This is a genomic window from Bacteroidota bacterium (genome assembly GCA_030706745.1).
Classification (GTDB): Bacteria; Bacteroidota; Ignavibacteria; order Palsa-1295; family Palsa-1295; genus PALSA-1295.
On record JAUZNX010000003.1, the window covers coordinates 156138 to 182373 of the forward strand.

At 53.5% G+C, this 26236-nt stretch carries 23 protein-coding genes and 1 tRNA gene; 16 read left to right on the top strand and 8 right to left on the bottom strand.

The features are described 5' to 3' along the window. The first annotated feature begins 37 nt into the window (after positions 1–37). Positions 38–952 carry a hypothetical protein gene (locus Q8902_05425; GenBank protein ID MDP4198994.1) on the top strand — a complete coding sequence of 305 codons (915 nt, stop codon included), beginning with the start codon at positions 38–40 and terminating at the stop codon, positions 950–952. A gap of 156 nt (positions 953–1108) precedes the next feature. Beyond that, on the top strand, positions 1109–1318 hold the full coding sequence (locus tag Q8902_05430; GenBank protein ID MDP4198995.1) for a type II toxin-antitoxin system HicB family antitoxin: 210 nt from the start codon (positions 1109–1111) through the stop codon (positions 1316–1318). Between the two features lie 191 nt (positions 1319–1509). On the opposite strand, the gene Q8902_05435 is transcribed toward Q8902_05430, so the two are convergent. After that, positions 1510–2652 (bottom strand): hypothetical protein, encoded by a 1143-nt coding sequence (locus Q8902_05435; GenBank protein MDP4198996.1) that lies wholly within the window; start codon positions 2650–2652, stop codon positions 1510–1512. Between the two features lie 197 nt (positions 2653–2849). Between Q8902_05435 and Q8902_05440 the strand changes: the two genes are divergently transcribed. The 8 genes from Q8902_05440 (at position 2850) to Q8902_05475 (ending at position 6859) form a co-directional block, all read left to right on the top strand. Continuing rightward, on the top strand, positions 2850–3056 hold the full coding sequence (locus Q8902_05440; GenBank protein ID MDP4198997.1) for a hypothetical protein: 207 nt from the start codon (positions 2850–2852) through the stop codon (positions 3054–3056). A 198-nt stretch (positions 3057–3254) separates the two neighbouring features. Continuing rightward, on the top strand, positions 3255–3473 hold the full coding sequence (locus Q8902_05445) for a hypothetical protein (GenBank protein ID MDP4198998.1): 219 nt from the start codon (positions 3255–3257) through the stop codon (positions 3471–3473). Next, positions 3470–3868, top strand: a complete 399-nt coding sequence (locus Q8902_05450; protein MDP4198999.1) for a putative toxin-antitoxin system toxin component, PIN family — start codon at positions 3470–3472, stop codon at positions 3866–3868. Before Q8902_05445 ends, Q8902_05450 begins: the two co-directional genes overlap by 4 nt. Positions 3869–4091: 223 nt before the next feature. Then, positions 4092–4268 carry a hypothetical protein gene (locus tag Q8902_05455; GenBank protein MDP4199000.1) on the top strand — a complete coding sequence of 59 codons (177 nt, stop codon included), beginning with the start codon at positions 4092–4094 and terminating at the stop codon, positions 4266–4268. 6 nt (positions 4269–4274) lie between these two features. Then, entirely contained in the window at positions 4275–4727 is a 453-nt protein-coding gene (locus tag Q8902_05460; protein ID MDP4199001.1) for a rhodanese-like domain-containing protein, read from the top strand. Between the two features lie 86 nt (positions 4728–4813). After that, positions 4814–5872, top strand: coding sequence for a serine hydrolase (locus Q8902_05465; protein ID MDP4199002.1), 1059 nt, complete (start codon positions 4814–4816; stop codon positions 5870–5872). A gap of 52 nt (positions 5873–5924) precedes the next feature. Next, the gene (locus Q8902_05470) at positions 5925–6191 is read left to right on the top strand and encodes a hypothetical protein (protein ID MDP4199003.1); all 267 of its coding nucleotides are present in this window, start codon (positions 5925–5927) and stop codon (positions 6189–6191) included. Further along, positions 6188–6859, top strand: coding sequence for an epimerase (locus tag Q8902_05475; protein MDP4199004.1), 672 nt, complete (start codon positions 6188–6190; stop codon positions 6857–6859). The genes Q8902_05470 and Q8902_05475 overlap by 4 nt, the downstream gene beginning before the upstream one ends. A 10-nt stretch (positions 6860–6869) precedes the next feature. Here the strand turns inward: Q8902_05475 and Q8902_05480 are convergent, their stop codons facing one another. Together Q8902_05480 and Q8902_05485 are read right to left on the bottom strand one after the other, a co-directional pair. Further along, on the bottom strand, positions 6870–7361 hold the full coding sequence (locus Q8902_05480) for a hypothetical protein (GenBank protein ID MDP4199005.1): 492 nt from the start codon (positions 7359–7361) through the stop codon (positions 6870–6872). A gap of 71 nt (positions 7362–7432) precedes the next feature. Next, entirely contained in the window at positions 7433–7879 is a 447-nt protein-coding gene (locus Q8902_05485) for a DUF1569 domain-containing protein (GenBank protein MDP4199006.1), read from the bottom strand. Between the two features lie 46 nt (positions 7880–7925). Here Q8902_05485 and Q8902_05490 point away from each other — a divergent pair, with 46 nt between their 5' ends. From Q8902_05490 to Q8902_05500, 3 genes are all read left to right on the top strand, one after another. Then, on the top strand, positions 7926–9206 hold the full coding sequence (locus Q8902_05490; protein MDP4199007.1) for an MFS transporter: 1281 nt from the start codon (positions 7926–7928) through the stop codon (positions 9204–9206). A gap of 463 nt (positions 9207–9669) precedes the next feature. Then, complete coding sequence (locus Q8902_05495) at positions 9670–13911, top strand: hypothetical protein (protein MDP4199008.1); 4242 nt, start codon at positions 9670–9672, stop codon at positions 13909–13911. 481 nt (positions 13912–14392) lie between these two features. Next, positions 14393–15652 carry an MFS transporter gene (locus Q8902_05500; protein MDP4199009.1) on the top strand — a complete coding sequence of 420 codons (1260 nt, stop codon included), beginning with the start codon at positions 14393–14395 and terminating at the stop codon, positions 15650–15652. A gap of 6 nt (positions 15653–15658) precedes the next feature. Here the strand turns inward: Q8902_05500 and Q8902_05505 are convergent, their stop codons facing one another. Both Q8902_05505 and Q8902_05510 read right to left on the bottom strand, forming a co-directional pair. Continuing rightward, the gene (locus Q8902_05505; protein ID MDP4199010.1) at positions 15659–17479 is read right to left on the bottom strand and encodes a hypothetical protein; all 1821 of its coding nucleotides are present in this window, start codon (positions 17477–17479) and stop codon (positions 15659–15661) included. Between the two features lie 193 nt (positions 17480–17672). After that, entirely contained in the window at positions 17673–18242 is a 570-nt protein-coding gene (locus tag Q8902_05510; protein MDP4199011.1) for a hypothetical protein, read from the bottom strand. 141 nt (positions 18243–18383) lie between these two features. On the opposite strand from Q8902_05510, the gene Q8902_05515 reads away from it, so the two are divergent. Next, positions 18384–18455: transfer RNA gene (locus Q8902_05515), tRNA-Cys, on the top strand. 89 nt (positions 18456–18544) lie between these two features. Here Q8902_05515 and Q8902_05520 read toward each other — a convergent pair. Continuing rightward, positions 18545–19477 (bottom strand): hypothetical protein, encoded by a 933-nt coding sequence (locus tag Q8902_05520; protein MDP4199012.1) that lies wholly within the window; start codon positions 19475–19477, stop codon positions 18545–18547. Positions 19478–19809: 332 nt separating this feature from the next. Next, positions 19810–20571, bottom strand: coding sequence for an SDR family oxidoreductase (locus Q8902_05525; GenBank protein ID MDP4199013.1), 762 nt, complete (start codon positions 20569–20571; stop codon positions 19810–19812). 72 nt (positions 20572–20643) lie between these two features. Between Q8902_05525 and Q8902_05530 the strand changes: the two genes are divergently transcribed. Both Q8902_05530 and Q8902_05535 read left to right on the top strand, forming a co-directional pair. Continuing rightward, the gene (locus Q8902_05530) at positions 20644–21585 is read left to right on the top strand and encodes an ABC transporter ATP-binding protein (protein MDP4199014.1); all 942 of its coding nucleotides are present in this window, start codon (positions 20644–20646) and stop codon (positions 21583–21585) included. Continuing rightward, on the top strand, positions 21582–22421 hold the full coding sequence (locus Q8902_05535) for an ABC transporter permease subunit (protein ID MDP4199015.1): 840 nt from the start codon (positions 21582–21584) through the stop codon (positions 22419–22421). Before Q8902_05530 ends, Q8902_05535 begins: the two co-directional genes overlap by 4 nt. 2 nt (positions 22422–22423) lie before the next feature. On the opposite strand, the gene Q8902_05540 is transcribed toward Q8902_05535, so the two are convergent. Next, entirely contained in the window at positions 22424–25825 is a 3402-nt protein-coding gene (locus Q8902_05540; protein ID MDP4199016.1) for a T9SS type A sorting domain-containing protein, read from the bottom strand. Between the last annotated feature and the right edge of the window lie 411 nt (positions 25826–26236).

A 26236-nucleotide genomic window follows, 5' to 3' on the forward strand; every position in this document is an offset into this window, starting at 1 on the left:
CAGCCCGAGAGGGCTGCCCTTCTAATGAGGAGTATCAATGACCCAGAAAGACATCAAGCTTCTTTGGGGACGATCCGGAAACAGATGTGCAATCTGCCGGATGGAGCTTGCCCAAGACGGCTTATCAGAATCTTCCCATTACACACTTGGAGAGCAAGCCCACATCATTGGCGAAAATGAAAGCGCGGCTCGAGGAACGAGTATCATTTCGGAGGATGACCGGGAGGGATACCATAACCGTATACTTCTATGTCCCACTGACCACACCAAAATTGACAGCGATGAAGTTTCATGGCCAGTAGAGAAGTTGCATGTCACGAAGTCCAGACACGAGCTTTGGGTGCGAGAAACTCTGGGCGATTCCGCAGACCTCAAGCTGGTTGCCATACAAGTGGCCGTCACGAGCATAATTGATGCTGCAGTAGAACTTTGTCGCCTCCAGGAATGGAAAAACTGGACGAGCTTTGCCCTGCCACCCGATCCTTCTTGGGACACGACATTCCCTAATATGGTTATTGAGTTTAGCCAAAGAGTATATGCTGCAATTTGGCCGGAGGAATTCGAAGAATTGAAGCGAGCTACAACAACTCTCTCAATTCTCTTGAAACGAGCCATCTTCTCATTGATGGAGCACAACGAGCGCAGAGGTGAAAGATATTACGCAGTTAGATTCTATAAGTCTGGTGATAGCGATAACCCACACTACCATGAAGATGTTAAGCGATATGACAATTGGATGAGTAGTTGCTCAATACTTATCCGCCAAGCGACTTCAGCCGCTAACTGGTTTGCGGATGTCGTTCGCCGAGACATCAATCCGATGTTTTTTGCTGAGCGTGGGAAGTTTATGATTATCGAGACAGCCGGCATAACGTTTTTTTCGAATCTGCCCAAATTCAGCGAAGATGAAAAGGCGGGACTACCAGGCTCATTGCTTGAAGCGGAATCATGATTCGATCCTGTTTATCGTTCGTCATCTTTTATGCTTGCTATAATATCGCCGGGCACGGCAACACGGAATGACTGAACTCGCCAAGGCGGACTTTCGGCGATGATTGGTGGAATGCGTGGGATTTTTGGTATTCGGCGTGCTGTTGCGAATCGAGGAATGAACAAGTTCGAGATCATCATCTCATGGAGCGAGCAAGACAACCGCTTCATCGCTGAAGTGCCGGAGCTTCCCGGCTGCTTGGCCGATGGCAAGACCTACTCCGAAACACTCCAGAACGTCGAGGAAGTGATGCGCGAGTGGATTGATTACGCGAAAGAGTTAGGCCGCGAAATTCCGGAGCCGAAAGGACGACTGGTGTATGCGTAATCGCCGCGAGAAGAAGGAAGACAAGCCACTGCCAGGCATGCCGCCAGGCGGGTGGGGGATATGTATTAATTCTGAAGGAATTAACGCTCCGAAAGGCCACCGGAAGGTGGTCCTTTCGCTTTTTGGGATTATGGAATTCTATAAATATTTATGCGGGTCGAGTGGAAACTGACTGTTGTGCAAGGATTGGATTACTGTTTAAGAATTATGTGAACAGTCCCCGGCCCGAATGTGCCGCCCGCGATTGACCAAGAAAAGATTACATTTTCGGTTGTGTCTAAAAAATTATTTTTAGAACAAGCATCCCCAACAGAGGGCATTTTAAGTGTAGCGGCTATGTCGAAGTTCCCATAACAACGAGGATAACTGGACAAATTTACTCCAAAAACAAACTGTTGGTTTGCGGCCAATCCAGGAATAAACTCAGAATAACTAACTGGGCAACCCGGTTGACCATCAATTGTCGCTGAGATTTCTGCCCATGGCCCTTGCTGGCTCGTCTGTTGAAGCGTTGTCGGGGGATTTTTTAGAGATGGGGCAGCTATATCGTAAGCTGTTTTAAGTTCAGTGTTTATTAATTTATAACAATTCGGGTCAACCACGCCACTCTTGTTCGATGCGCAACCAATCAACTGAGCGATTGCGGTGGCAGCATCACCCGATAAAGTTTGGCCTAATGAAGCTTCGTTCCCTTTCCACTTGTTATAAAGTAGTATCGCTGTCGGAGTGCATCCAAGGATAGCCGCAGGAATACCAATGCCAGTTGTGCAAGCTGTGACAGCACTCGCTAAACATGTTGCAAGTGAAGCCACATTTAAGGCGTCACCGATTGAAACCGACCTCGCAGAAGTACTTGATAGGGATATTTGTGACTTTCCTGTAGTAATTCCCGTTGGAAGTGTGTCAGATCTATTCTTTACAAGCGATAGAATAACACTAATGTCTGCATTTGCTGTGTAACCGACATTTCCGGCAGTATCCGACCAAGCAATGTCAGCGGAAGTATTCGTGTAGTTTGAAAATAAGAAATAATATTTCCCCACTACGGCAGTTCTTGGCAAGCCTGCACTATCTCTAATGTGCATCATATCACCAGTGGCTAATCGAATAGAGCACCCTAAGAAAATATGATTTACCGTATCGATCCAAGGAGCATAGATAGTTCCGGTGCTATCGATCCACGCTAAGGGGAGGGAGTCAGAAAGGCCAAGAATTAAAGCGGCCTTGCTGGGCGGCGGTGTGGGGCTTGGCATAGAATTATTAGAAGATGAGCATGAATTCAATATAACACTAAGAATGAAGAGGCCAACCAAGAAAAATTTCGCTGTGGTCATATTTGTAGGTTGAACAAAAGGTTGCTTGAGTAACTTCGATCAAGGAATGAGTGTTCCACAATCAATTTTTATTGTCATCGTGGGGTGCTCGAAAAGTTTGTATAGCACATGCTTTATAGCAATCGTCGATCAGGAACCCGGAACGAAAATCGCCGTTCGCGCCTGCGCGCTGCCGCCCACCGCGGCGCGCGGCGGGAATGTCTGAACTGGGATTCGTGCGATGCGCAGGATTGATGGGATGGCCCGTGCCGGAACGCAAGCGAGCGGGCGAAATGCCAGAAGACTATTGGGTGAGCGATGAGAGCATCATCGCGGATTTCGTTTCGTTCGGCGTCGTGAAGGATGGCGATCTCGCTTGCGTAGAGCAACTCGGTATCGAAGTCAGCGGCGGCGATTTTGTGTGAGAGGTCGCGGCGCGGTTGAAAAAGCGATCCTAGTGGTAATAAATCTTCGATGCGCGACGGTTCGTGTAGCACAGGCTTTTAGCCTGTCGGCGGGCTTTCCAGCCCGTGTGAAGGCGGGGGTGTCTGAACTGGAATTGGTGGGATGCGTGGGATTACTTGGGACGGAACGGAAGGTGCCAGACAAGGAATTATATGGATATGGACAGGGACAACAGCATACAGATCGAGCCTCGCGAGTATGAATCGCTCGTCCGGGAGAGCCAGAAGACACATCGCAATGTCGATGAGATCGTCAATGATGTGATCCGGCGACACAACTATGCCGCTCGTGTTCAGGAGATGCGCGCGAAGCTCATTCCGCTTGCAAAGAAAGCGGGTTACAATTCGGATGAAGATATCTTTCGCGATGTGTCGTGAGAGCGTTTCTCGATTCGAATGTCCTCATCTCGGCGTTCACAGCGGATGGTGCATCGAGTAAGCTGTTCGATCTCTTGAACGAGCGCCACACAATTATTATCAGCCCGCAGGTCCTTCGTGAGTTTCGGAGAATAACGGTTGACAAATTCGGAGCCGATCCCGCCGAAGTTGATCCCTTCATAACGGATGTTGCAGAGCACTCTGAAATATGTCTGCCTCCATACTCGCAGCGGTTCGAGGTTCGCGATCCGGATGATATCGAGATTCTGGCTGCGGCACTGAAGGGCAAGGCAGAGGTCTTAGTTACTGGCGATAAGGATTTGCTCGACATTCCTAATCCCCCGCTCCCGATCGTGCGTCCGCGGCAACTATACGATTTGTTAACGTCCGAATGATGCGTGCTCTTGTCAATCACGTTCCACACCTTCCGGTGAACAATTCAGTTTTGCGACGCCACGGATTTTTCTTCGTATGTTACTCCCGGTATGATGGGCACCAAGCTGTGGGAAAGGCAGAAGGACGAAGGGTGATGGAGAGGTGGCATTCATGAAAATCAAATGCAAGAGAGAAATTAATTCATTTTCAATTGGCGCATTTGGATTGGAAACGCCACCGTTCATGAAGCACAAACGCTCGCGCGCTGGTTCGGCGGTTGAAAATTTCGGCCAGCAAAGTGTTGGTCGAAGGCGATTTGGTCATGACCGATGGCTGACGCTCAGCGTCATCATCACCAAAGCGACCGGCATTCTCCTCCCTCCTTCCTTGTTTCCACAATCGGAACTCCCACACAATTGAAATACCATGACGACCAAAACATTAGGACTCGCACTGGCTATATGTGCCATCCTCATCACTGCTGCTGGTTGCAGCAACGCGCAAAAGAAAGGTGACGAACTATTCGCCGGACACATGATCGCGCCGGCGGAATTAGCGAAGCAGATTCAGGAGGGCAGCGCCGCGAAGCTAACGATCCTGAATGTCGGTCCACGGAAGAATATTCCGGGCGCAATCAAACTCGGAATGGCGTCCGAGCCAGAGGGCATGGCTGCGTATCGGGCCCAGCTTGCGAAGTACCCTAAGGATCAGCAGTTGGTAATCTATTGCGGCTGCTGTCCCTACGAGCATTGCCCGAACATTCGGCCAGCCGTGTCTGTGCTCAAGGAGCTGAAGTTCACCAATTACCGTGTGATCGATCTCCCAAGCAACATCGATGTTGATTGGGTGAAGAAGGGTTATCCGCTGGCGCAGGAGTGAAATCCTCTCTAGGGCTCTGACTTGCGGAACGCAAAGCGCCGGGCAATGAATTAGTGGAGGCCAATCACTTCCACTATTTGCATTACGTGACTCGTCGCCTCGGTTCTCTTATTGTTCTTCTGTGCATTGTTCCATTGCCGTCATTCTCTCAGGCTCGCCGCGTTAGATACACGTGGCTCGACCGCACGGCGCCAATTGAGATTCCATCGGTAGCGGCGATCATTGTTGAGCGAAGCGACACAATCGAGTTTGAGAAGTACTTTCACGGCGCCAGAGCCGACAGCGCGCTCCATGTTATGTCTGTGACGAAGTCGTTCGTCTCGGCCATCGCTGGTGCTGCATACGATCGAGCTCTGTTTCGCAATTTTGATACCCTGGTCCTTTCGGTCCTGCCACAGTACGCATTGCGAGCACCCACCGCTCACAGCATTCGCGGATGGCAGGATTATCAAGCTGACGATTCGATGCGTCGCCAACTAACCATGCGGCACCTGCTCACCATGCAGACCGGTCTCGATTGGAATGACTTCGGAGATGCTATGACCTTGCTCAGCATTTCCAGCGACCCTGTCCGGTTTATGCTCGATGTCCCATTCGATACTCTTCCGGGTTCAGAATTCAACTATTGCTCTGGCAGCGCGACGGTATTTGGTGCGGCACTCGCCCAACTGGTCGGAACGGACCTCCTGACATTTGCGGATTCGACTATCTTTGGTCCAGCCGGTATCACAATTGGCAGATGGGACACCGACCCGGAAGGCCGATGCCTTGGCGCCGCGGGACTCTATGTGACGCCTCGCAATCTTCTCAGATTCGGTGAACTCTATTTACACAAAGGAATGGCAGGTGGTAAGCGTATACTTGGTGAAGCATGGATCGATTCGTCGTTGGCACAGCACGCGAAGCTCGATCATTGGGATGTCACACCGGGGGTCAATGGATATGGCTATTACTGGTGGCGTCGGAAGTCCCATGGACATCAGGTGTATTACGCCAGTGGCTATGGCGGTCAGTTGCTCTATGTCGTTCCAGATCTTGATATGGTTATCGTTGCAGTTTGCCATCTCAACGCTCACAATCGCGGACGGCTGGAGATCAAGAAATTGCATAAGATTCTCGACAGAGCAATTCGGGCATGTGAATGAGTCTTCGATCCCTGGGAGTCTTTGAGATGGGTCCGCCGGTTAAGCTCACCGTATGAGCATAGACCAAGACATTGAAGGCTTCGAGCCGGAATTGGATGCAAAGATCGAGATATTCCGGCCATATGTCGACCTAGTACTCTATGCGTTCGACGTTCCGCCGGAGGAAGCCCTCTGGGTCAACGATGAAAGCGTGATCGCTGACATTATGGCCGGCGATGATGACTTACCCGTTGCGATCGAAAGCCTCGGATTCAAGTTTACGGAACGCGATTACGTTTGGGAAGTGGCTGCATTCCTGAAGAAGACCGGCGAAGAATGAAACTCCACATCATCCTCACCGGTGCGACCGGCATGGTCGGCGAAGGAGTGCTGCATGAGGCGCTGCAGTCACCAGACGTCGAGCGCGTGCTGGTGCTCACACGGAAGCCCACGGGAATGAGGCATCCAAAGCTGAGCGAGCTCGTGTACGAGAATTTCTACGACCTCTCTCCTATCGAGTCCGAACTTACAGGCTACAACGCTTGCTTTTTCTGTCTCGGAGTTACCTCGGTTGGCAAGAAGGAAGAAGAGTATCGGCATCTCACGTATGACCTGACGATGAACGTCGCGCGGACGCTCTCAAAGCTAAATCCCGAGATGACATTTTCCTACATTTCGGGCATGGCGACAGACAGCACCGAGCATGGTCGCTCGATGTGGGCACGTGTAAAAGGCAAGACTGAAAACGACCTGAGGAAGCTACCCTTCAAACACGTGTATCTCTTTCGTCCGGGATACCTTCATCCCACAAAAGGGTTGAAGAACACGCTGAAGTACTACAAGTACATCACGTGGCTGTACCCGATACTTCGTTTCGCTGTGCCCTCAAGCGTCTCGACGCTACGCGAGCTTGGCCTGGCGATGATACATGCTTCCGCCCACGGCTATCCCAAGTCAATCCTCGAAGTGAAGGACATTGTTGCGGCAGCAAAGCCGCCGCACAATTGACCCCGAGCGATTACTTCGCCCGGCAGGCCATCGAAAACATACCCGTGTTCGCGTTCATCTCGACGTGCGCGAGCATGTTCGGATAGTCGAGCTCACCGGTGAAGCTCAGGATTTTTCCGCCGGCGAAATCATGACCGGAGAATTTCTTGAGAGCTTCGGGTGGAAGTTTGTAGAAATACGCCGTAAATGTTCGCGTGCCGTTCTTGCCGACGATCGCATCCGCCTCGGATGGACGAATCCCACGCGACAGGCTATCGGCCGAGAGCACATGGAAGTGCGTCTCGCCGCCCTGACTCTCTTCGGTGACGCGCCCGATCGATGCGAAGAACATGCGCACCGTATCGAGGCTCAATCCGATGAGCTTCTGCGGATCAAACTTTTTCTGCTCCTTCAGCCCCACCAGATGTGTATTACTCTTTCGGGCTTTGGTGATCGGCTCCGCGCTGAAGGACTGATTTGCGATGAGTGAGATCATCGCGACTGCAACTACTGCTTTTAACATGAGGACCTCCTATTTTAGTGAGTGCCTTGGAAACGAGCCTGAGACTGCCGATAATTCCAGGGCTTCCTGAGTCACACCCCGAATTGCTTCAGGTGATGGTCGGTGTGCTTGTAACCAAGTTTACCGTATTGCTCGCCTGTCAACTGGCCAAAGAACGGATGGACCGGCCAACTTGCATTAACGGGTCGAGTAGCAACACGTTCGAGGAGTTGCGCCATGCGTGCCTTCTCGTCGGCAAGGTCATACGTTTTATCGGCTATCAGCGACGGTGCCGTTCTGCCCTTCTCGCGCGGAATCGGTATTGGAGAGAAGGTAACCAGTCTGGCGATGGCGGCAAGCGCAGCGTTTCCATGATATGGTGAAGTTAACTCACCCAGATACAGTTGAAATGCCGCGTTGATATGGTGCAGACCTTGATCCGATCGCATCGAGCCCCACCGGCGCTCGGATTGAAGTGTGAGGCGATTTGCACGTTCGAGCAACTCTTTTCGGACAGTGGGATCGAAGATGGTCTTCATGTCGTATTTTTGAGCGTATTGGAAGCAACATAATCGCCATTCTCGCATGGAAGTTCTCACTCCGTCCAGCGTGGGCGCCAAACATCGCCCTGTTTTGCGACAGCTTTTTAGCGCCGCCGTCATCGTCTCGGCGCTCGGGTACTTCGTCGATATTTACGATCTGGTTCTGTTCTCGATCATCCGCGTGCCGAGCCTGAAATCGCTGGGTCTCTCCGGAGCGACTCTGCTCGATACTGGCATCTATCTGCTCAACGTGCAGATGGTCGGAATGCTGATCGGCGGCATCGCGTGGGGCATCCTGGGCGATAAAAAGGGCCGGCTCTCTGTCCTGTTCGGCTCGATCATTCTCTATTCTATCGCGAATATCGCAAACGGATTCGTCCAGACCGTCGAGCAATACGCGGTGCTGCGATTCATTGCGGGACTCGGACTCGCCGGTGAGCTTGGGGCGGGCATCACGCTCGTCTCCGAGCTATTGCCGAAAGAATATCGCGGCTATGGCACGGCTCTCATCACGTCGGTGGGTGTGGCGGGCGCGATGCTCGCGTGGTTCATCGCAAAGAGTTTTGGATGGCAGTCTTGCTTTTGGATTGGCGGTGGACTTGGGTTGCTATTACTGATACTCAGGATTGGTATACTGGAGTCCGGCATGTACAAGAAGATTTCGCATTTGGAGGTGCGACGCGGACAATTCCTCAGTCTCTTTACGAACCGGCATCGTTTCGCGAAATATGTGCGCTGCATTCTCATCGGACTGCCAACGTGGTATCTCGTCGGTATCCTGATGACGCTCGCGCCGGAGCTATCGAAGGCGCTGGGCGTGACGGGCGAGATCACCGGCGGCGAGTCCATCTTCTGGTTCTATCTCGGACTCACCATCGGCAACATGCTGAGCGGAACGATCAGCCAGATGATGCGGAGCCGCAAGCAAGTCGTGCTGATGTTCCTGGTCGCGACGGCTGTGTTTGTTGGGGCGTACTTTCTTCAGCGGGGGTCATCGCCGGAGGTCTTTTACGCGATTTGTACCATCATGGGAGTATCGAGCGGCTACTGGGCGCTCTTCGTGACCGTCGCCGCCGAGCAGTTCGGCACGAACCTCCGCGCAACTGTCGCAACGACGGTCCCGAATTTCGTGCGCGGCGCGCTCGTACCCATCGCGCTCATCTTCCAATGGCTGAAGTCGAAGTTTGCCGCATCCTACCCGGCTGGCGACGCGCTGATCTTTTCCGGCATCGTGCTCGGCGCGGTCACGCTCGCCATCGCTATCTACGCCCTCTCGGGACTCAGCGAGACGTTCGGGAAGGACTTGGATTACATTGAGACGTGAAGCACGCGTGGAGTGCGCTCGCATGTCGGACCGCTCTATCATCACGTCAACAGCTCCCGTTCGGCGACACTCTCGATATCCTCAGTGAGCATATCGCATCCGAGCGGGGCGATCGCTCTCTTTCGATCCCCGTTCAATTAGAGTAGTATTAGAGTAGTAATTCCGGATTACTTGCATCGGCGATATTTTCTTCGTATATTGCAAAAGTTCTAAGTGAGCCGATAGTTTAGTTTGAGTTCGTCGAAGTCGTCGTAGCCGCTCTTTCGCATTTCTTAATATCCATTTTTCATCGGCAGATCTTTCTCTTATCGACACCGGGATAAATCTAAAGTTTTTGTACTGAAAAGCAGCGAGTCCGTCGCAGCTTGAGTTTTCCTTTTTCGAGTTTTAGAATCAGGGCGGCCTCATGCCATGAGTCGTGAGGGAATCCGCTAATTTCACATCACAATCATCGGAATACACAATGAAGAAGCTATTGTTGCTCTCTCTATCACTGGGTCTCACGGCGGCTCTTTGCGCTCCGTTCGCCAGTACGAGCCTCCGGGCTCAAACCACCGGGGCTAGCACAACCCCGCGCATCATCAGCTATCAGGGCGTGCTCGATAATGCTGACGGCACCCCCGTCAACGACGGCAATTACGCCATCACCGTCCGCCTCTATGCCGATAAAGACGGCACCAACGAGGTTTGGCGGGATACCTATACGGTCCCGGTGACCGGGGGTGTCTTCAACCTTGCGCTCGGCGGCGGCCAGCTGCCGATTCCCGACGCGAAGGCAATGGACAAGGAACTCTGGCTCTCGACCCAAATTGGCGAGGGACCAGAGATGCGCCCGCTCTCACAGTTATCGGCTTCGGCATACGCGCTGAACGTGCCTGATAATTCCATCACGGCGAACAAGATCGCGGCGAACTACGTCGGTAGCCTTTCTGTAAACGGCCAGCCGGTCAGCACAAAGGGCGGCAACGTGAATTTCACGGCCAGCGGCGGCGTATCACTCAATTTTGATCCTGTGACGAACGCCATTATCGTTGGTGGCGCGGGCGCAGGTGTGGGCACGGGGACGCGGAGCGGCAAGGGCGATCAGACCCTTTCCGCTGTTGTCCATTCTCTGACTGGCACGCAAAACCAGGTATTGGTCAATGGGACCTATGGGACGCAGCAACACGACGATATCACGCTCACGCTTCCCCAGAATATCCATACGGGCGCCTCGCCCAGTTTTGTGGGACTCACCCTAAGTGGAAAGGCGACCTCGGCGGCCACATCGTCGGGCGACGCGAGCACCACGCTCACGACAAAGGGCTACGTCGATGATGAGATTAATACCGCAGTCAGTGGCACGACGAACACCATGGCAAAGTTCACTGGCGGACACGTGGTTGGAAACTCGTCCGTCACCGATGACGGCACAACGTTCGGTATCAATGCGAATAAATTCACGGTCGATGAATCGACTGGCAATACTTCCATCGCCGGCACGAGTACCCTCGCTGGCAGTACCGTAATCGGTGGATTGTTGACCCTCAACGGACTGACGCATCTTCCGCTTCCCATCTCTGGAATTCTCGCCATCGATGCGTCAAACCACGTCGGGTACCGCACGCCGGCAGAAATCTTTACGACTGCTGCCAACAACTGGATCCTTAACCAGAACAGCGCGCCGCAAGCAGCCAACTTCGAAATCGGCGGAAGCGGTACGATTGGTTCAACACTTACCGTCGGTGGAGCTTCGACCTTCGGTGGTAATATGAGCATTACCGGCTCGCATACCCTTAGTGTCGGAGGCAATACGACCGTCGGCGGCACGCTCGCCGTATCCGGCGCGACAACCACGAATGGTATCACCGATGCGGGTGGAATCACGACAACCACGCTCGGCACCTCCGGCGCGGCTTCCATCGGCGGCACTCTGGATATGAACTTGCATCCGATCAACAACGTCACTGATCCGACGAACGCGCAAGATGCGGCGACGAAGTTTTACGTCGATGATGCCGTTTCGAACGAAGCGGCCGCAAGGATCGCGGGGGATAATACGCTGACAACGAATCTCGCGAGCGAAGTCACTCGTGCCGAAGGAGCCGAAAGCACGCTGACCACGAATCTCGGCAACGAAGTAACCCGCGCTACCGGAGCCGAAACGACGCTTCAATCAAACATCAATGCTGAAGCGGCCGCGCGCGCTGCGGGCGATGCGGCGACGTTAAGTTCTGCCAATGGGTACACGGATGCTTCTGTTGCGACCGAAGCGGCGGCGCGACAATCGGCAGATAACACGCTCACGGCAAATCTCAATAACGAGATCACCACTCGCACGAACGACGCCGCTACTTATCTTCTGCTCGATGGCACGCGTCCGATGTCGGGTGCGCTCGAGATGAACGTCAACGCCATTTACGACGTGGTCGACCCAATGAACCCGCAGGACGCCGCGACGAAACATTACGTGGATAATGCGAGCGCAACCCAAACCGCCGCGCTCGATGCGGCGGTGAGCGGCACGCCGAACAGGATTGCGAAATTCACCGGCACGAACACGGTTGGAAACTCGCTCATTTACGATGATGGAACGAACGTCGGCATCGGCACTGCAACTCCGTCTGCGATGCTTTCCATCGGTACCGGCAGTCCGCTACAGGTAGATGCGAGCGGAGATCTCTCGACGTCTGGTAGCCTTACCGTCGCGAATCAGTTTGATGCAGCACTTGTAGTAAATCCGGCCGCCAACCCCCCTGTTGTCTTGAATGGTTATACTGGCAGCGTTGTATTTTATCAGGACGGCAGACTGGAGGGGAGCTCGGATATCTCCGCTGATGCCTATTTGTTCGCAAACCTCGGCCTCTTTATCGCGGGCGGCCTGACGACCGTCGATAATATGGGCAATCTCTTCACGCAGCGGACGATCAATACCAACACGGGCTATCAGGTGACTGGCGCTGCACCGGCGGGCACGTACCTTCGCGGCGACGGGACGAACTACGTGTCGAGTAGCATTCAGGCGAGCGATATTCCAGCAGGGTCTGGCAATTACATTCAGAACGGAACATCGCCGCAGAGCGGCTCGAACTTCAACATCGACGGCAACGGGACGGTAGGACAGAGCCTTACCGTTAACGGCGGCCTTACCGAGTTGGGCCAGGCGAACATCAACACTTATGGCAATGCATCTACCATGATCGGAAGCAGCTCGGGCGGAGTCGTTGATATTGAGGGGAACAATCTAAATATTGGCGTTCAACCCAATTCGTTCATCCAACTCGGATCTAACAGTGGTGGCCAAATAGACGTCAATACAAGCCAAGTTAACTTCAACGGGAGCAACATAAATGTCCTCGGCAGACTCGATGCCAATCAAATCAATAGTTGGTCAGGTTATGAGCTCGGTGGCACCGCACCATTGGGTCATTATCTGCGCGGCGACGGTAACAACTACGTCGATGGTACCATCCAGGCCGATGATATCCCATCAGGGTCCGGCAATTACATCCAAAATGGCACATCGCCACAAGTTGGCGCGAACTTCAACATCGGCGGCAACGGAACGGTCGGCGGGAATGTCAGTGTCGGAGGGAACTACCAGATCGGCGGCAGCATCGTGCTTTCGGATGCGGGGTCATACAACTTGTTTGCGGGGGTTGGCGCTGGTAACACCGGCAGTTACAACACCTTCACTGGCTTCGAGGCCGGTAATGCAAACACATCCGGTCTTGCCAATACGATTTCGGGAGCCTTTGCCGGGACTTCCAACACGACCGGCAATTGGAATACGTTCGCGGGAGCGTATGCCGGCAATAACAATTCGACGGGCGATGAAAACACGTTCTCTGGACAAGAGGCAGGCTTTCACAACATGACGGGCAATAATAATACGTTCTCAGGAAGCCGTGCTGGCATCAACAGTACAGGCAGCGCTAACACGTTCTTGGGAAGGGAGGCTGGTGCAAGCAATACGACGGGTTCTGATAACACGTTTTCCGGCGCCGAGTCTGGTGCGTCCAACATGACGGGTAACAATATTACGGTGCTGGGTTACGGCGCGAATGTAGGCGCGGACGGTCTAACAAATGCTACAGCCATTGGCGCAGGCGCAGTGGCAGGCGCGAGCAACACGATCCAACTTGGCAATGGGAGCGTCACCGATGTCTATACCGCAGGCAGAATCCATGCCGGAAGTGATCTCGTGCTTGGCTCTGGTGCGAATGCTACCACCCTCTCGAGCACGGCAACTTCCGCGCGCGCGATCAACCTCCCCAATGCCGCCGGTACGCTCGCCCTATCTGGTCGAGGCGCTACGTACCAGGCCACTCCTGCCAGTCCGACCGGTACGTCTAACACTGGCTATTTCGAGCAAATGGGCCTTGCGGGATCCATTACGCCGAACGCTTCCGGCAAGGTGTTCATCACTATTTCCGGGACGGTGCAGAATAGCACTGCCGGAGATGGCGCATACGTCGGTATCGACTATGGGACCGGTACTGCACCCGCGAATGGGGTTGGGATGGCCGGCACTGCCGCTGGTAGCCAGGTCCTCTTCACTGAGCCAGGCACAGGGACTCCAATCCCCGTTCCGTTCAGCACCAATGCGATCGTGACCGGGCTTACTGTGGGCACAACATACTGGATTGATCTAATCGTCGTTCCGGGAAATGGTGGTACCGCAAAGGTCAGCCAACTTAGCATTTCCGCAATGGAAATGCCCTGATGTAAGCACGAGTGGGGCTGGCGAATTCGCTTCGCCAGCTTTCAGCGTTTGTGTGATGGAATTACTTTCCGTTACACTGTGCATCAAAGAAGAATTTATTCAAACACACGCGAGAGAGAGTTCGCCCCGGCCCGCCGCAATTCACGGCGGGCCGGGGATTTTTTTTAAGCATCGGCCTGGGCGCGGTAACCCTCGCCCTCGCCATCTACGCACTCTCGGGCCTCGCCGAGACGTTTGGGAAGGATTTGGATTATATCGAATTTTTCACTTGCCTCTTGACTTCTTGATTTCACTTCCGTAGATTCAACCGGGCGTTGATAGGCACCCATTGCTCATTGACAATATATGCGATTTTCGCCGCAAGTGGAGAGGGCGTTCATTAAATGACAATTCAAAAGAGAGAATTTTGCGTCATGGAGAAAGAAGTGAAGAAAGGCATGCCCTGCCGGGAATGTCGTATTTTTGTAGCGGTACTCCGGCTATGGAAAATCTCGCACCACGTTCGGTCCTTCGCTCGCTGTTCAGTTCGGCGGTCATTGTCTCGTCGCTCGGGTATTTCGTGGACATCTACGACCTGGTGCTGTTCTCGATCATCCGCGTGCCGAGCCTGAAATCGCTCGGGCTCTCGGGCCCCGCTCTACTTGACACCGGCATCTACCTGCTCAACGTGCAGATGGCTGGCATGCTGATCGGCGGTATCCTGTGGGGCGTGCTTGGCGATAAAAAGGGACGACTCTCCGTGCTGTTCGGCTCGATTGTGCTCTACTCGATCGCGAACATTGCGAATGGATTCGTGCAGTCGGTTGAGCAATACGCACTGCTGCGGTTCATCGCCGGCATCGGTCTGGCGGGCGAGCTTGGCGCCGGCGTGACGCTTGTGAGCGAGCTACTGCCGAAGGAATATCGCGGTTACGGCACGGCGCTCATCACAGCCGTCGGCATGTTGGGAGCGCTGCTCGCATGGCTCATCGCGCAGAACTTTGGCTGGCAGACGTGCTTCTTCCTCGGCGGCCTACTGGGACTGCTGTTGCTCACGCTGCGCTTCAGCGTGCTCGAGTCCGGCATGTTTCAAAAGATGACTGCACTGACGGTCAAGCGAGGACAGATCCTGAGCCTCTTCACCAACCACAAGCGGTTCGGAAAGTACATTCGGTGCATTCTAATTGGCTTGCCAACATGGTATCTGATCGGCATCCTGATGACGTTCGCGCCGGAGTTTGGCAAGGCGCTCGGCGTAACAGGAGCAGTCACCGGAGGCGAAGCGATATTCTGGTATTATCTGGGCCAGGTTTTTGGCGATCTGACGAGTGGAACGACGAGTCAGCTTCTCCGCAGCCGTAAGAAGGTGCTTCTGATGTTCCTGATTGGTGTGGGACTTCTTGGTGCTGTCTACTTCATGCAAGGCGCATCAGCACCGCAGACGTTCTACATCATTTGCGCACTGCTCGGCATCACGAATGGCTACTGGGCGCTCTTCGTGACTGTTGCGGCGGAGCAGTTCGGCACCAATTTACGAGCAACGGTCGCGACGACCGTGCCGAACTTTGTTCGAGGCGCACTGGTGCCAATCGCACTCCTCTTCCAGTGGCTTCGGGAGTTTTGGGGTCAGACGAATTCGGAAGCGAGCGCTCTCCTCTATGCCGGAGTAACGGTAGGTGTCCTCACGCTGGGAATTGCCATCTACGCGCTTTCAGGACTGAGCGAGACGTTCGGAAAGGATTTGGATTACGTGGAGACTTGACACGGCTCATGACGCGTGTGCGACGGAGTCGCGTTTCAACTCTGCGATGCGTGCTTCGAACCGGTGCTCCATTGCCGTATCGGGATAGCGATCGAAATAGAGCTTGCGGAAACCCTCGTAGTTGGCTTCCACCGCGGCCAAGGGCAGTGTGGGCATCAATCGCTGAACAAAATCAGGAATGATGTATTCATACCGTGGCAGAACTACTTTAGCACCAGCAGCCTCGAATCTGGCTGCCAGTTGGTTCATCAATGCCTTATCATAAGTCATCATTCGAAAGACTTGCCAGAGACCCAAATTAGGAACCCATATTGCCATGAGGACATAGGACTGCTGTTCGGGTAGTGGCCCCATCACGGGAAGCAGCTCAAGATTCGCCCCCCGTTTCATCAGATACTCTTCGGTGGCTCTTTTTTCATGCCCAATCCGCGCACGTGCTTCAATCGGCTGATGGGCGACGAAGGAATCCGTGAGGCCATACTCGTTGATGCACGTTCGAAAATCGCCGTAGTAAGCGGTCATATTCGATGCACCAGGAACGGCGACTGTGATGGGCAGTCCCTGAAAAAACGGCTGGATGTATTTAGCGGCCGTGATATACACTTCCATGGAGCCATGCCTTTGCATATCGGTGGAGACGAATCGCCCGCGATAATAGACCCAGCGCTCATCAGCGATTCCGCGGGTCAAACCGCCGCCGACGCGATCCCAATTACCCCGCTCCTCGCCAATCTCATTATGATGGATAAAGATCGGGTCTCGGAGTTTGTTCTCCATAATGACTGAAGCCAAGAGTAACACTGCGATACCTGTCCGATACCTGAGCACCTTCGCTGGCAAGCGGGCCAATCCGCGTTCGATAACAAAGCCAATGAACGGCACGACCGGGATCATGAACCGCGCGAACATGAAATCACCGCCTGTCTTCGCGACGAAGACGATCAGATACACCAAGATTGTTATGAGCGCTGTAATAGATGACGACCCACGATCGGCTTTGCTTTGTCCCTCTTCCCCATCGTTGGATCGTCCTCGGAGTATCAACCAAGTTGCGGCAATCAATGCAATCGCCGAGGTAAAGTAGACCCGGAAGTAAAGCCAGATATAGAAGAATCCTTGCCCGAAATAGTTGTGGTCGGCAGACTTCGCGTAATACGTCAGAGGTAGAATGTCACCATAGTAGGAGTACTTCCACAACAGATAAGGAATGCCGATTACAATAGAAGGCACAAGCAGCAAACCGACTTGTCGAAAGATAGCGGTGACCGGTTGCCGGCGCATCAATCCCCGGACGGAAAGCAACGCAATTGCGGTCACGGGAAACAGAACGCCATCCGGCCGCGTGAGGCAAAGTGATGCAAGAACTAAACCTGTGAGGAGTAGCCGTTTCTGCTCAGGATACTTTGAATAAAACCAAAGATAAAATGCCGTCATGATGAGCATAGTGAAGAACGATGTCTCCAATCCGCCACTCGCCCAAATCGCGGAGTCATAATTCATGGCGAATAATCCGGCGGCAACCGGCAGCCAAATTACTCTTGGATTCTTTGCATGCTCGACAAACGATATTCGGAGCAAGAGCCCGAGCACACCGGCATAGCACAAGATTCCAAGCATTATGCTTGCATCTGCCGGATCGAATCCAAGCCACTGGACCGCCGCTAAGAGAAGAAGCCACAGAAAGTGAGTATACCCCTCGACCCGTTCGCCGACGTTGTAGACCAATCCCTTTCCTTCAACGAAGTTCTTGACGTAACGAAGCGTGATGAACGCGTCATCAGATATCCAACGCAGGTCGAACGCCCGATAGAGGCCAAGACCAAGCATGCTTATGCTTGCGATCGCAGGCCAAAAAGATTCAATGAGCCTTGACGTGGCTGGGGATTTTACGTCTTTCTTACGGCGAAGATCGGTGGACTTTGGATGAGAATCGTTCCGTGTGGGGCGTGTGGACATCGATTGGTACCGTCCGTGATGGGTTACATTTCAACTTGACCGACGGGCACAACAGCCACCTGCCCTATTTCCTTCCCATCTCCGGCTGGACCACGACTTTCGTAAGGTGTCCCCGCTGAATTTTTACGATTTGGACGGGCTTTTCATAGAGTTGCTCATCGGCCTTGAGTTCAACGGGCCCTTCATCGGTCACCGCAGTTCGAGCAGCGGAACGAGTGCCTTTGAGATGGATGGGTTCGATTGCAATCTCTTTCGAACTCGACTCTCGCAAGTGTCCGTGAAGCGTATGATGGTCGTCGCCATCCCGATAATGGACCTCTACCAAATGGCCAATGGACCTTGCAAATTGCCAATCATAAACGAGTGGTTCCTCGATGCCCGGAGACATGACATCGAGTCGATAATTGCCCTTGACGAGCCTCTCCGCATCGATAATAGTGGCAAGTTCTTTACTTACGGTCTCGCAATCCGAAATTGCAACGAGACGGTCACCATCGAGCAAGACTTCAATGACAGGATTCTGTTCCGTACCGCGAACCTCTATGCGGAGCAAGTGAAGACCTCGTTCTCTTGCTAAATGACCCGCTTTCGCGTTTAGAGTATCAGCAATCTTTTCCTTAAATGTGGTCGCCATGCAATGTAAAGTTTAGGCTGCAAAGATAAGCAGTTCTTGTGGAATCCCAAGAAATGTGCCGAAATGCTTCTGAATGCTTGCTCGTGGGAACCGAAAGTGTCAAGAACTCGTAGAATCGCACTCACAATCCGTGAGAAGCACGGTGCCGTGGCCAAGTGGTAAGGCGAAGGTCTGCAAAACCTTTATTCCCCGGTTCGATCCCGGGCGGCACCTCAGACTGAATGGTTGAATTCGAAAAATCCCCGAGCACGCTCGGGGATTTTTGCATTTTTCGAAGTAATTCGCGATGCATCGCGCGGACTTCAGACAGCGACGCCACCGTTGTGCTTTACGGTGTAAAGGCCAGGGGCACCAGCATTCGCACCCGCATTATCAGCGGGCTTTTGTACCAGGTCCTGACGTGTGCAATGGTAAAGGCCAGACTCATCTATTGGGAAGAAGTCCTTGTAGCCCTCCATGGTCGTAGTGAATTCGTTAAGATTACCCGCGCCAGGAATAAGAGCATAGTCGCGATTCTCCGTCAGTTCATCATATACTTGCATGGCACTGAGGGACTCGAATCGGTGACTCTTGAAAATGTTCAATACAGTCCGGACAAATAGATTGTCCTCACGATTGACAGTTAACTGATGCGATGAGATTATTCGGGTACCGTCACCCTTCTCCAGAGCTTCTCGCAGCTTAGTCTTGGGGCTTCTGTCCCGCAAGGTCCAGGTTTTGGAGCCTCGATCATATTCAATATAGTCCTGTCGAATATTGCGCAAGGTAATCGCAAATGATTTATATGGCATTTCCGTATCGATTCGCTCCATCAGACCCTGGGCAACAAGATGCTCATACAGCTCGCTTGACTTGACTGGGCGATTGGAGCGCTGAACATAGTATGACATCGCAATCAAAGCATCTTCTGAAATTTCAGGCTTTTTCAACGGACCGACTTTCTTTGCCGGACGGCCCGGCGAGCGGTGGGCAACCATATCCGGAGATCCAGCAGCAAGTTGTTCTCCATGTTCAAGTCCCAATTCCGTTATTCGGGGTAGCGACATCCAGCGTGGATCACCAGTAGAGCCATCGCCAATCAATGTCGAGAGCGCTTCTGTGATGCGGGTCGCTCGCGATTCCAATGCCGGCTTTCGCAAGTCGATCACGCGAAGTTCTTCTTTGATGACGCCCAACTCGGCGCGAAGACGCTCGATAGCATCTGTTAATCCGTCTCCCTTTGTGCGATAGTTCATAGTATTGGTTTCGGTGGTATTAGAGGTCGTGGGTATGCGCCGGTTGCCTGAAGCTTATCCAGGATCGGAGCGATGTACTTTAAGAAACATCAGCCAGATTGTCCTGTTGTCTTATTCCTCGGTACGCCTGAGAAATAGTCCGCCTTCCTGTTGTGGAAGTGCCATGGTTGGAATGACTGAGGTTGCTGTGAAATGGTAAAGAATAACTGGCAATACAGGTCTGCAAGGTTGCTTCAATAATCGCTTGACAGACCCCTGAGTTCGTCACTACCTGACACTTCTCCTCTTGCAAATGTTCCAGCAAAAATGAGCATTTATCCACTTTGGGTAAACTAATGCCGGGCCACGCCGCCATCCACATTTAAAGTCTGTCCGGTGATGATCGTGGAGGCATCTGAAGCCAAAAAGGACACGATGCGCGCAATATCCTCAGGGGTTTCCGGATGTTCAATCGATTGAGGTGGCAGTAAATGTTCCAAAATATTCCCTTGAGTCAATCGAGCGCCAGGAGGACGCTGTGTTGCGGTCAATCCAATGGTAATGGCATTTACGGTAATTCCGTATTTTCCAATCTCGCTGGCAAGCGCCCGTGTGAATCCCACAACACCCATTTTGCTGGTCACATAATGAACGAGGTATGGAGTGCCAAGCCAAATTGTATTACTGGAAAGATTGATGATGCGACCATATCCTTGTTGCTTCATGCTTGGAAGCACGGCCTTGGTTGCCAGGAAGAGACCAGTCAGATTAACATCCATAACCTGTTTCCACGACTCGAGCGAGAGCAACTCAAATGGCTCTTCATCATAGATGCCCGCATTGTTGACCAGAATATCAATTCGTCCGAATCTCTCTCTGACTTGAGCTGCCATTGCACGAGTCGAGGATTCGCTCGTCACGTCAAGATCGATGACAAGGGGCTCCCTCGCCCCGGGAATACTGCGAAGGTGTTCAACCGTTTCGATCGGTTCAACAATATCACCGAGGACGACCTGCGCCCCCGTGCGGGCAAATTCCGCCGCAAATGCGCGACCATTGCCGATTGCGGCTCCCGTTACAATAACGACCCTTCCCTCGTGAAGACCTGTATCCATTCTGAATGATTCTCGTATGCGGTGGCAAAGTTTAACGTAAATTTGAGTTCATCGTTTCGTATATCGTCTACGGTGCAATTGCCCATTATGGAAGCAGCAATCTCGACCATCGCACTCGTCAAGACCTTCGGGTCCGGCTCCAAGGCCGTCCACGCTCTGCAATCCGTCTCGTTAGCAGTCGGACGGGGCGAGATATTCGGGCTGCTTGGCCCGAATGGAGCAGGCAAAACCACGCTCATCAAGTGCGCGCTCGGAATCGTATTTCCATCCAAAGGCGCCGGGACGATCATGGGCTACCCGTTCGGGTCCGTCGCCGCGAAGGAGCACATTGGCTACTTGCCGGAGAACCACCGCTATCCCCCACACCTGACCGGCGGCCAGGTGCTCCGGTACTTTGGCAAGCTCTCCGGACTCCAGGAACCGGTGCTCTCCGAACGCATCAGCAACACGCTCAAGATCACGGGCATGTCCGATTGGCGTGACACAAAGGTCCGCAAATACTCCAAGGGCATGATGCAGCGCCTCGGATTGGCCCAGGCGCTCATCAACGATCCCGATCTGATCATGCTTGACGAACCGACCGATGGGGTCGATCCCGTCGGGCGCAAAGAGATTCGTGAGGTGCTGCTGCGCCTCAAGAGCGAAGGAAAGACCGTGTTCCTGAACTCGCATCTGCTCTCGGAAGTCGAGCGCATCAGCGATCGAGTTGCCATACTCGATCACGGCAAAGTTATCCGCGAAGGCCGGGTAGAAGAACTCACGCGTGCAGGCGAGACCTACGAACTGAAACTCGACCGGCTCGATGATGTGGTGCTCGAGCAGCTTCACGCCCGCATCACGAATGCCGAGGAGCGCGCGATTGAGATCGACTGCGCATCCAGCGATGATTTGAACCGCGCAATGGACACGCTTCGCGCGGCAGGCATCAACATCGCGAGCATGGCGCCCAAACGATCTTCGCTCGAAGATATCTTTGTCGATCTCATCCAGTCCAGCGACATAACACACCAATGAAATACTTAGCCATTATCGAAGATACCATCCGGGAAGGTCTTGCGAAGAAGACGATTCTTGGCATGTTCATCGTGTCCACTGTCGCGATTATCGTCGCCGCACTCCTATTCCAAATGGATGTGATTCAGCATGGACTGCTCGCGCCAGCGCAGGGACATGTCCGGACGGGTAACGGTGCGCCGACCAATATGCTGGGAGTGACGGTCCTCGACATGGTCTGGACTGGCGTCGCCAATCTTCTTCTTTGGGTCGTCGTCCTCGTCGGGGCCTTCGTAACGACCGGCTTCGTGACATCCATTATGGAGAAGGGCACCATCGATCTTCTGCTTTCAAAGCCGGTCCCGCGCTGGCTCTACATCGCCGGACGGTATTCTGGCTCCGTGCTGATCATCCTCGCTGAGGTTACATTTCTGATCCTCTGCCTGTGGCTTGTGGCAGGAATTTCTCTCGGCACATGGGACGCGGACTTCCTCTGGAGCATTCCGATTATCACGCTCGCCTTCGCCGGCATCTATGCCGTGATTACCCTTTTCGGCATCCTCACGCGAAGCAGTTGGTTCGCGCTCATACTCGCACTGGCGCTCTATCTCGTAACAGGGATCATTCTTCCCGCCGGCGCGTGGATCAATCGCCTGCTGACCGGCGAAACCGACCGGGGCGCCACGTATGTCATTGCCAAAATCCTGAACTACGCCGCTCCATCCCTGCTCTCCGGCTCACTCACATCAACGCTGGTACACCGGCCTGTTGAGCCCACGCCAATCCTGCTGACAGCCGGACTCTCGCTCGCCTATCTCGCGCTGGCAAGCTGGGCCTTCTCGAAAAAGGAATTCTAACGCTACTTCCTGACCATAAACCGCTTCATCGAAGCAAACCCGGCGCTCCGCGCTCGGAGGATGTAGACTCCACTCGCAAACCCCGAAACATCGAGCGAGAGCGTTGCCTCCGTTGTCATGCCGTGCGCGCGAACGATGCCAAGCGCATCCAAGACTTCGTACACAACCGGCGTTGACGTGCTGTTCTCGAAATTGATTCGAACCTCACTCTGCGCCGGATTGGGTATGATGCTCTCGATCGTAAACGACTGATAATCGATATAATGCGAAAGCAGTGAGTCCCCGCAAGCGGGATCGAGTGCGAACGTGATCGCCGGACTTGCACTGTCAATCGAAAGACAAGTTGTTTGAGATGAGATGGTTGGCTGCGTTACGCTGATGGATGTTCGCATCGTGTCCGTTACAAACGTCTGACAATCCACGTTTGCAATAACTGTATCGACCGAAAGGGCAAACCCTTGCGGAAGTGCGACTGAAATGTTGACACCAGAATAATCCGATTGGCCAATTACAGCCTGCGCTCCCACAATCGGCGATGACACCGAAAGGGGTGTCAGCAAGTCTGTTCGCATGTTCAGCCGGAAGGCAATAATATTGGCATACGCGATCGCGCTCGTGGCGTTTGCACGAACCGGAATTGTCACATGCTCTTGTTTGGAAGCGGAGAAGGCAGCTTGTACCAGATGCACATTCAACTGTGGCGGAGCGATTGCGCTTGCCGAAAGCGAATACGTTGTGTCGTGCTCCACTCCATCGGCTCCGTGATAATATGCTCTAACGATACAGGCATCCAATCCGGCACTTTGAGGGATGTAACTCACTCGCAGGTGGCCGCTGCCCGAACTTGGGATGGTATCGCCAATTCCCGACAAGACTCGGAACGGCACGCAAACGCCGGTCACCGAATCGATCACGATGCCTGTACAGGAAAGATTCGGAAGATCGATCTGGCCGGTATCTCCACCGCACGAGGCAACGACTTGTGGCATCGCGAGTGAGCCACCCGCAAGGGCGGCAGCATCCGCCAATGCGAACGCTTGCAGAGGAACAATGTCCCTTCCCGCGTTGGTCATGATGACGAGCGTGTCGTAGAACAGCCCCGGCGCTGGCGAGGCGAATGTGACGAGCACCGTATCGCGCGCGCCAACCGGGAGGGCGGCGGGGTCACCACCTACTACGCGGAAAGGTGGTGTCAAAACTGAGCCACTACAAGTCAGGGTGTCGCAGCCTGTGCTTTGAATCACCACCCCCAATGTCTTTGATGAGCAAGTCGAGACCGTATCGAAGAGGAGCCCGTTCGTGGATAATACCATCGCTGGTGTCCCACGCGAGATATGGACATTTAGAGTGACCGTCGTATCGAACGGCGAGGTGCCTACAACATGAATCCTAACCGCGAGCGCCGTATCGCCGACATGGAGCGGTGCAATACCAGAGCCTGGGATCACGCGAACACTGAGCGTGCTTGTTGAACCTGTATCCAGCCTGACAGGAAGTGAACTCAGCAGCGTGAGACTTGCTGGCAGAGAGATCGAATCAATCTCCATCGAATTGCATGTCGGGTTCTGTAGCGTCAAGGTCCCCGTGACTGAATCGCACATGCGTGTAGTAAGAGTGTCGCTCGCAATCACGAATGACCGCGAATCCGCAACCGCGGAGCCACGGGCGAGAAGAGTATCCGTATGATGCGCTGTACCATCAAAGGAAAAGATCACAATGCGTCCGCTATCCATTTCGGCTTGCGTGGGCTTATACGAAACCGGAAAATGTAGCGCAACCGTCCCGGTTGCGGGCGCGGTGAAACTCTTGACCTTCTTGAATGTAAAGCCCGATCCACTAATCGGTTGAAACACAATCGAATCCACCGTGACCGCCTCGCACCCATGCGCGCTCACGCTGAACGAATCGGTTACGAGACGTGGCTTGCACATTGACTGCACCCCGAAATCATAGAGCGGTTTCGCAGCCAAATTCAGCACGCCGGGATTATCGTGGATAACGAGAGTGAGATGGAATGTGGTGTCGATCTCTAGCCAGTCCTCGCGCCGCAGGCGGCCATGCACGGTGAGCGGGTATGTGCCGGGCTGCTTCGGCAAAATTGTAATCAACGCCGTGTCGCTCGGCTGCCCATCACCGATAAACCGATTGTGGAGCACGGTATAGTATCCGTTCGGGCCGATGCTATCGATCGCAACCGAATCGAGAAAATATCTCAAGCAACCGGCATTTGTAAGCGTAAACTGAAATCCCGCCGAATCGCACAGCTTCGTGATGAGCGTATCCTTCGGCGCGCCAAGATGCGCCACGGCGAGGCTCGGCCAGTCCGAGGCCGAGAGCGCGCCATCGCCGCCGTCGGTCGTCTTCCAAATATTGTGGTAAGCATCCATCGCAAACACCGTTGCGCCGGTGCCGACGGCGCACAACCGATGGTCGAGCAGCCCAGATGGACCCCCAACGGGTATCCATGTTTGGCCGTGATCTGTGGTGCGAATAAGTCCGCTATCAGGAACCGCTGCTCTTTCACGCTGCGCGTATACTGCTTTGCAACCGCCAGCCGTTATGCCGCCCGTGAGATAAGGCTGGCCCGGCACATGCTGGGCGCTCCACGTCGCGCCACCGTCTGTGGAGTGGCCGATCTCACCGCCGTTAACTTTGACGTATTGCCCGGGCTGAGCGTTGGGATCGAGGTACTCTTCCTCAGCCCGAAAGCACTCCAAATTATGTGGTAGCACGCACGCTGAAAAGGCAGCATGGAGCTTCGTTCCACGCGCCCAGGTTTGGCCCCCATTTGTGGTATAGATTGCGCCTGAATCGTCACCGTGCCCTCCGTCAGGACTTATGACTACCTCATCAAAGTTGCCTGTAACAGAACCTTGAAATCCGGCGGGTGGGCCAACTTTCGTTCCTATGGATTGCAACCACGTAGAACCACCATTAGACGAAAAATAAAGTACCGGATTACTGGCATAAAGTGTATCGTGCACCGAATACACGCCGGACGTATAGGTCATAAACGAAGGCGTTATTCTCTGCCAGGAGACTCCGCCGTTTGTTGTTTCAAAAATACCACCACCTTGAGAACCGTTCCATGCGTTAGTATTGCAAGCTGCATAGCCATGGAACGGACTGGTGAAGAACAAATCAGCAGTGTTCTCCGGCAACTGGCCAATTGCCGAAGACCAGGTCATTCCGCCGTTCGTGGATTTGTACAAATTTGGATACCCAGGATTGCCACTGCCTGGCGGGCCAGCTATGCCACCATAGTTATTATATACGAACCCAACACTATCGTTCAAGAAATAGGGACACATGGTCCCATTGAATCGCCCAACGATATTCCAATGCTGCGCAAAAGCAGTTGAGGACCAAAGGAGCAAGAGCACAGCAAAGATTGCCGTGCTCACGCGATTGTTGGAACGGTCAGGGTTCATTCTTGCGGGAGTCTCCGTATTTAAAACGCTCGAGATCCACTCCGGTTACAAAACTATTTTCAAATCGCCGTTACTGGGTCAGAATCGGATATAATGAAACGCTTGAGCTTCAGCGAACATTCGGGGCTTCGAGGCTCGCTCAAAGCGTGAATGTAGCGCACGCTTCAGCTTGCGCGAATATTCGGAGCGTCGAGGCTCGCGCAAGCGTGCGCTAATCCTCCGCGACATTTTGAAGAACCAAAGTTCGCGCAAGCTAAAGCGTGCGCTACACTTGCGATGCTCGCGCAAGCTCATAGGGCGCGCCACATTTTTTTTTCGATTATTTTGAGGAAGGGCTTGCATCCCGTCGTTTGATGTGCTATATTGGTTGTGGGGTTACAGGCA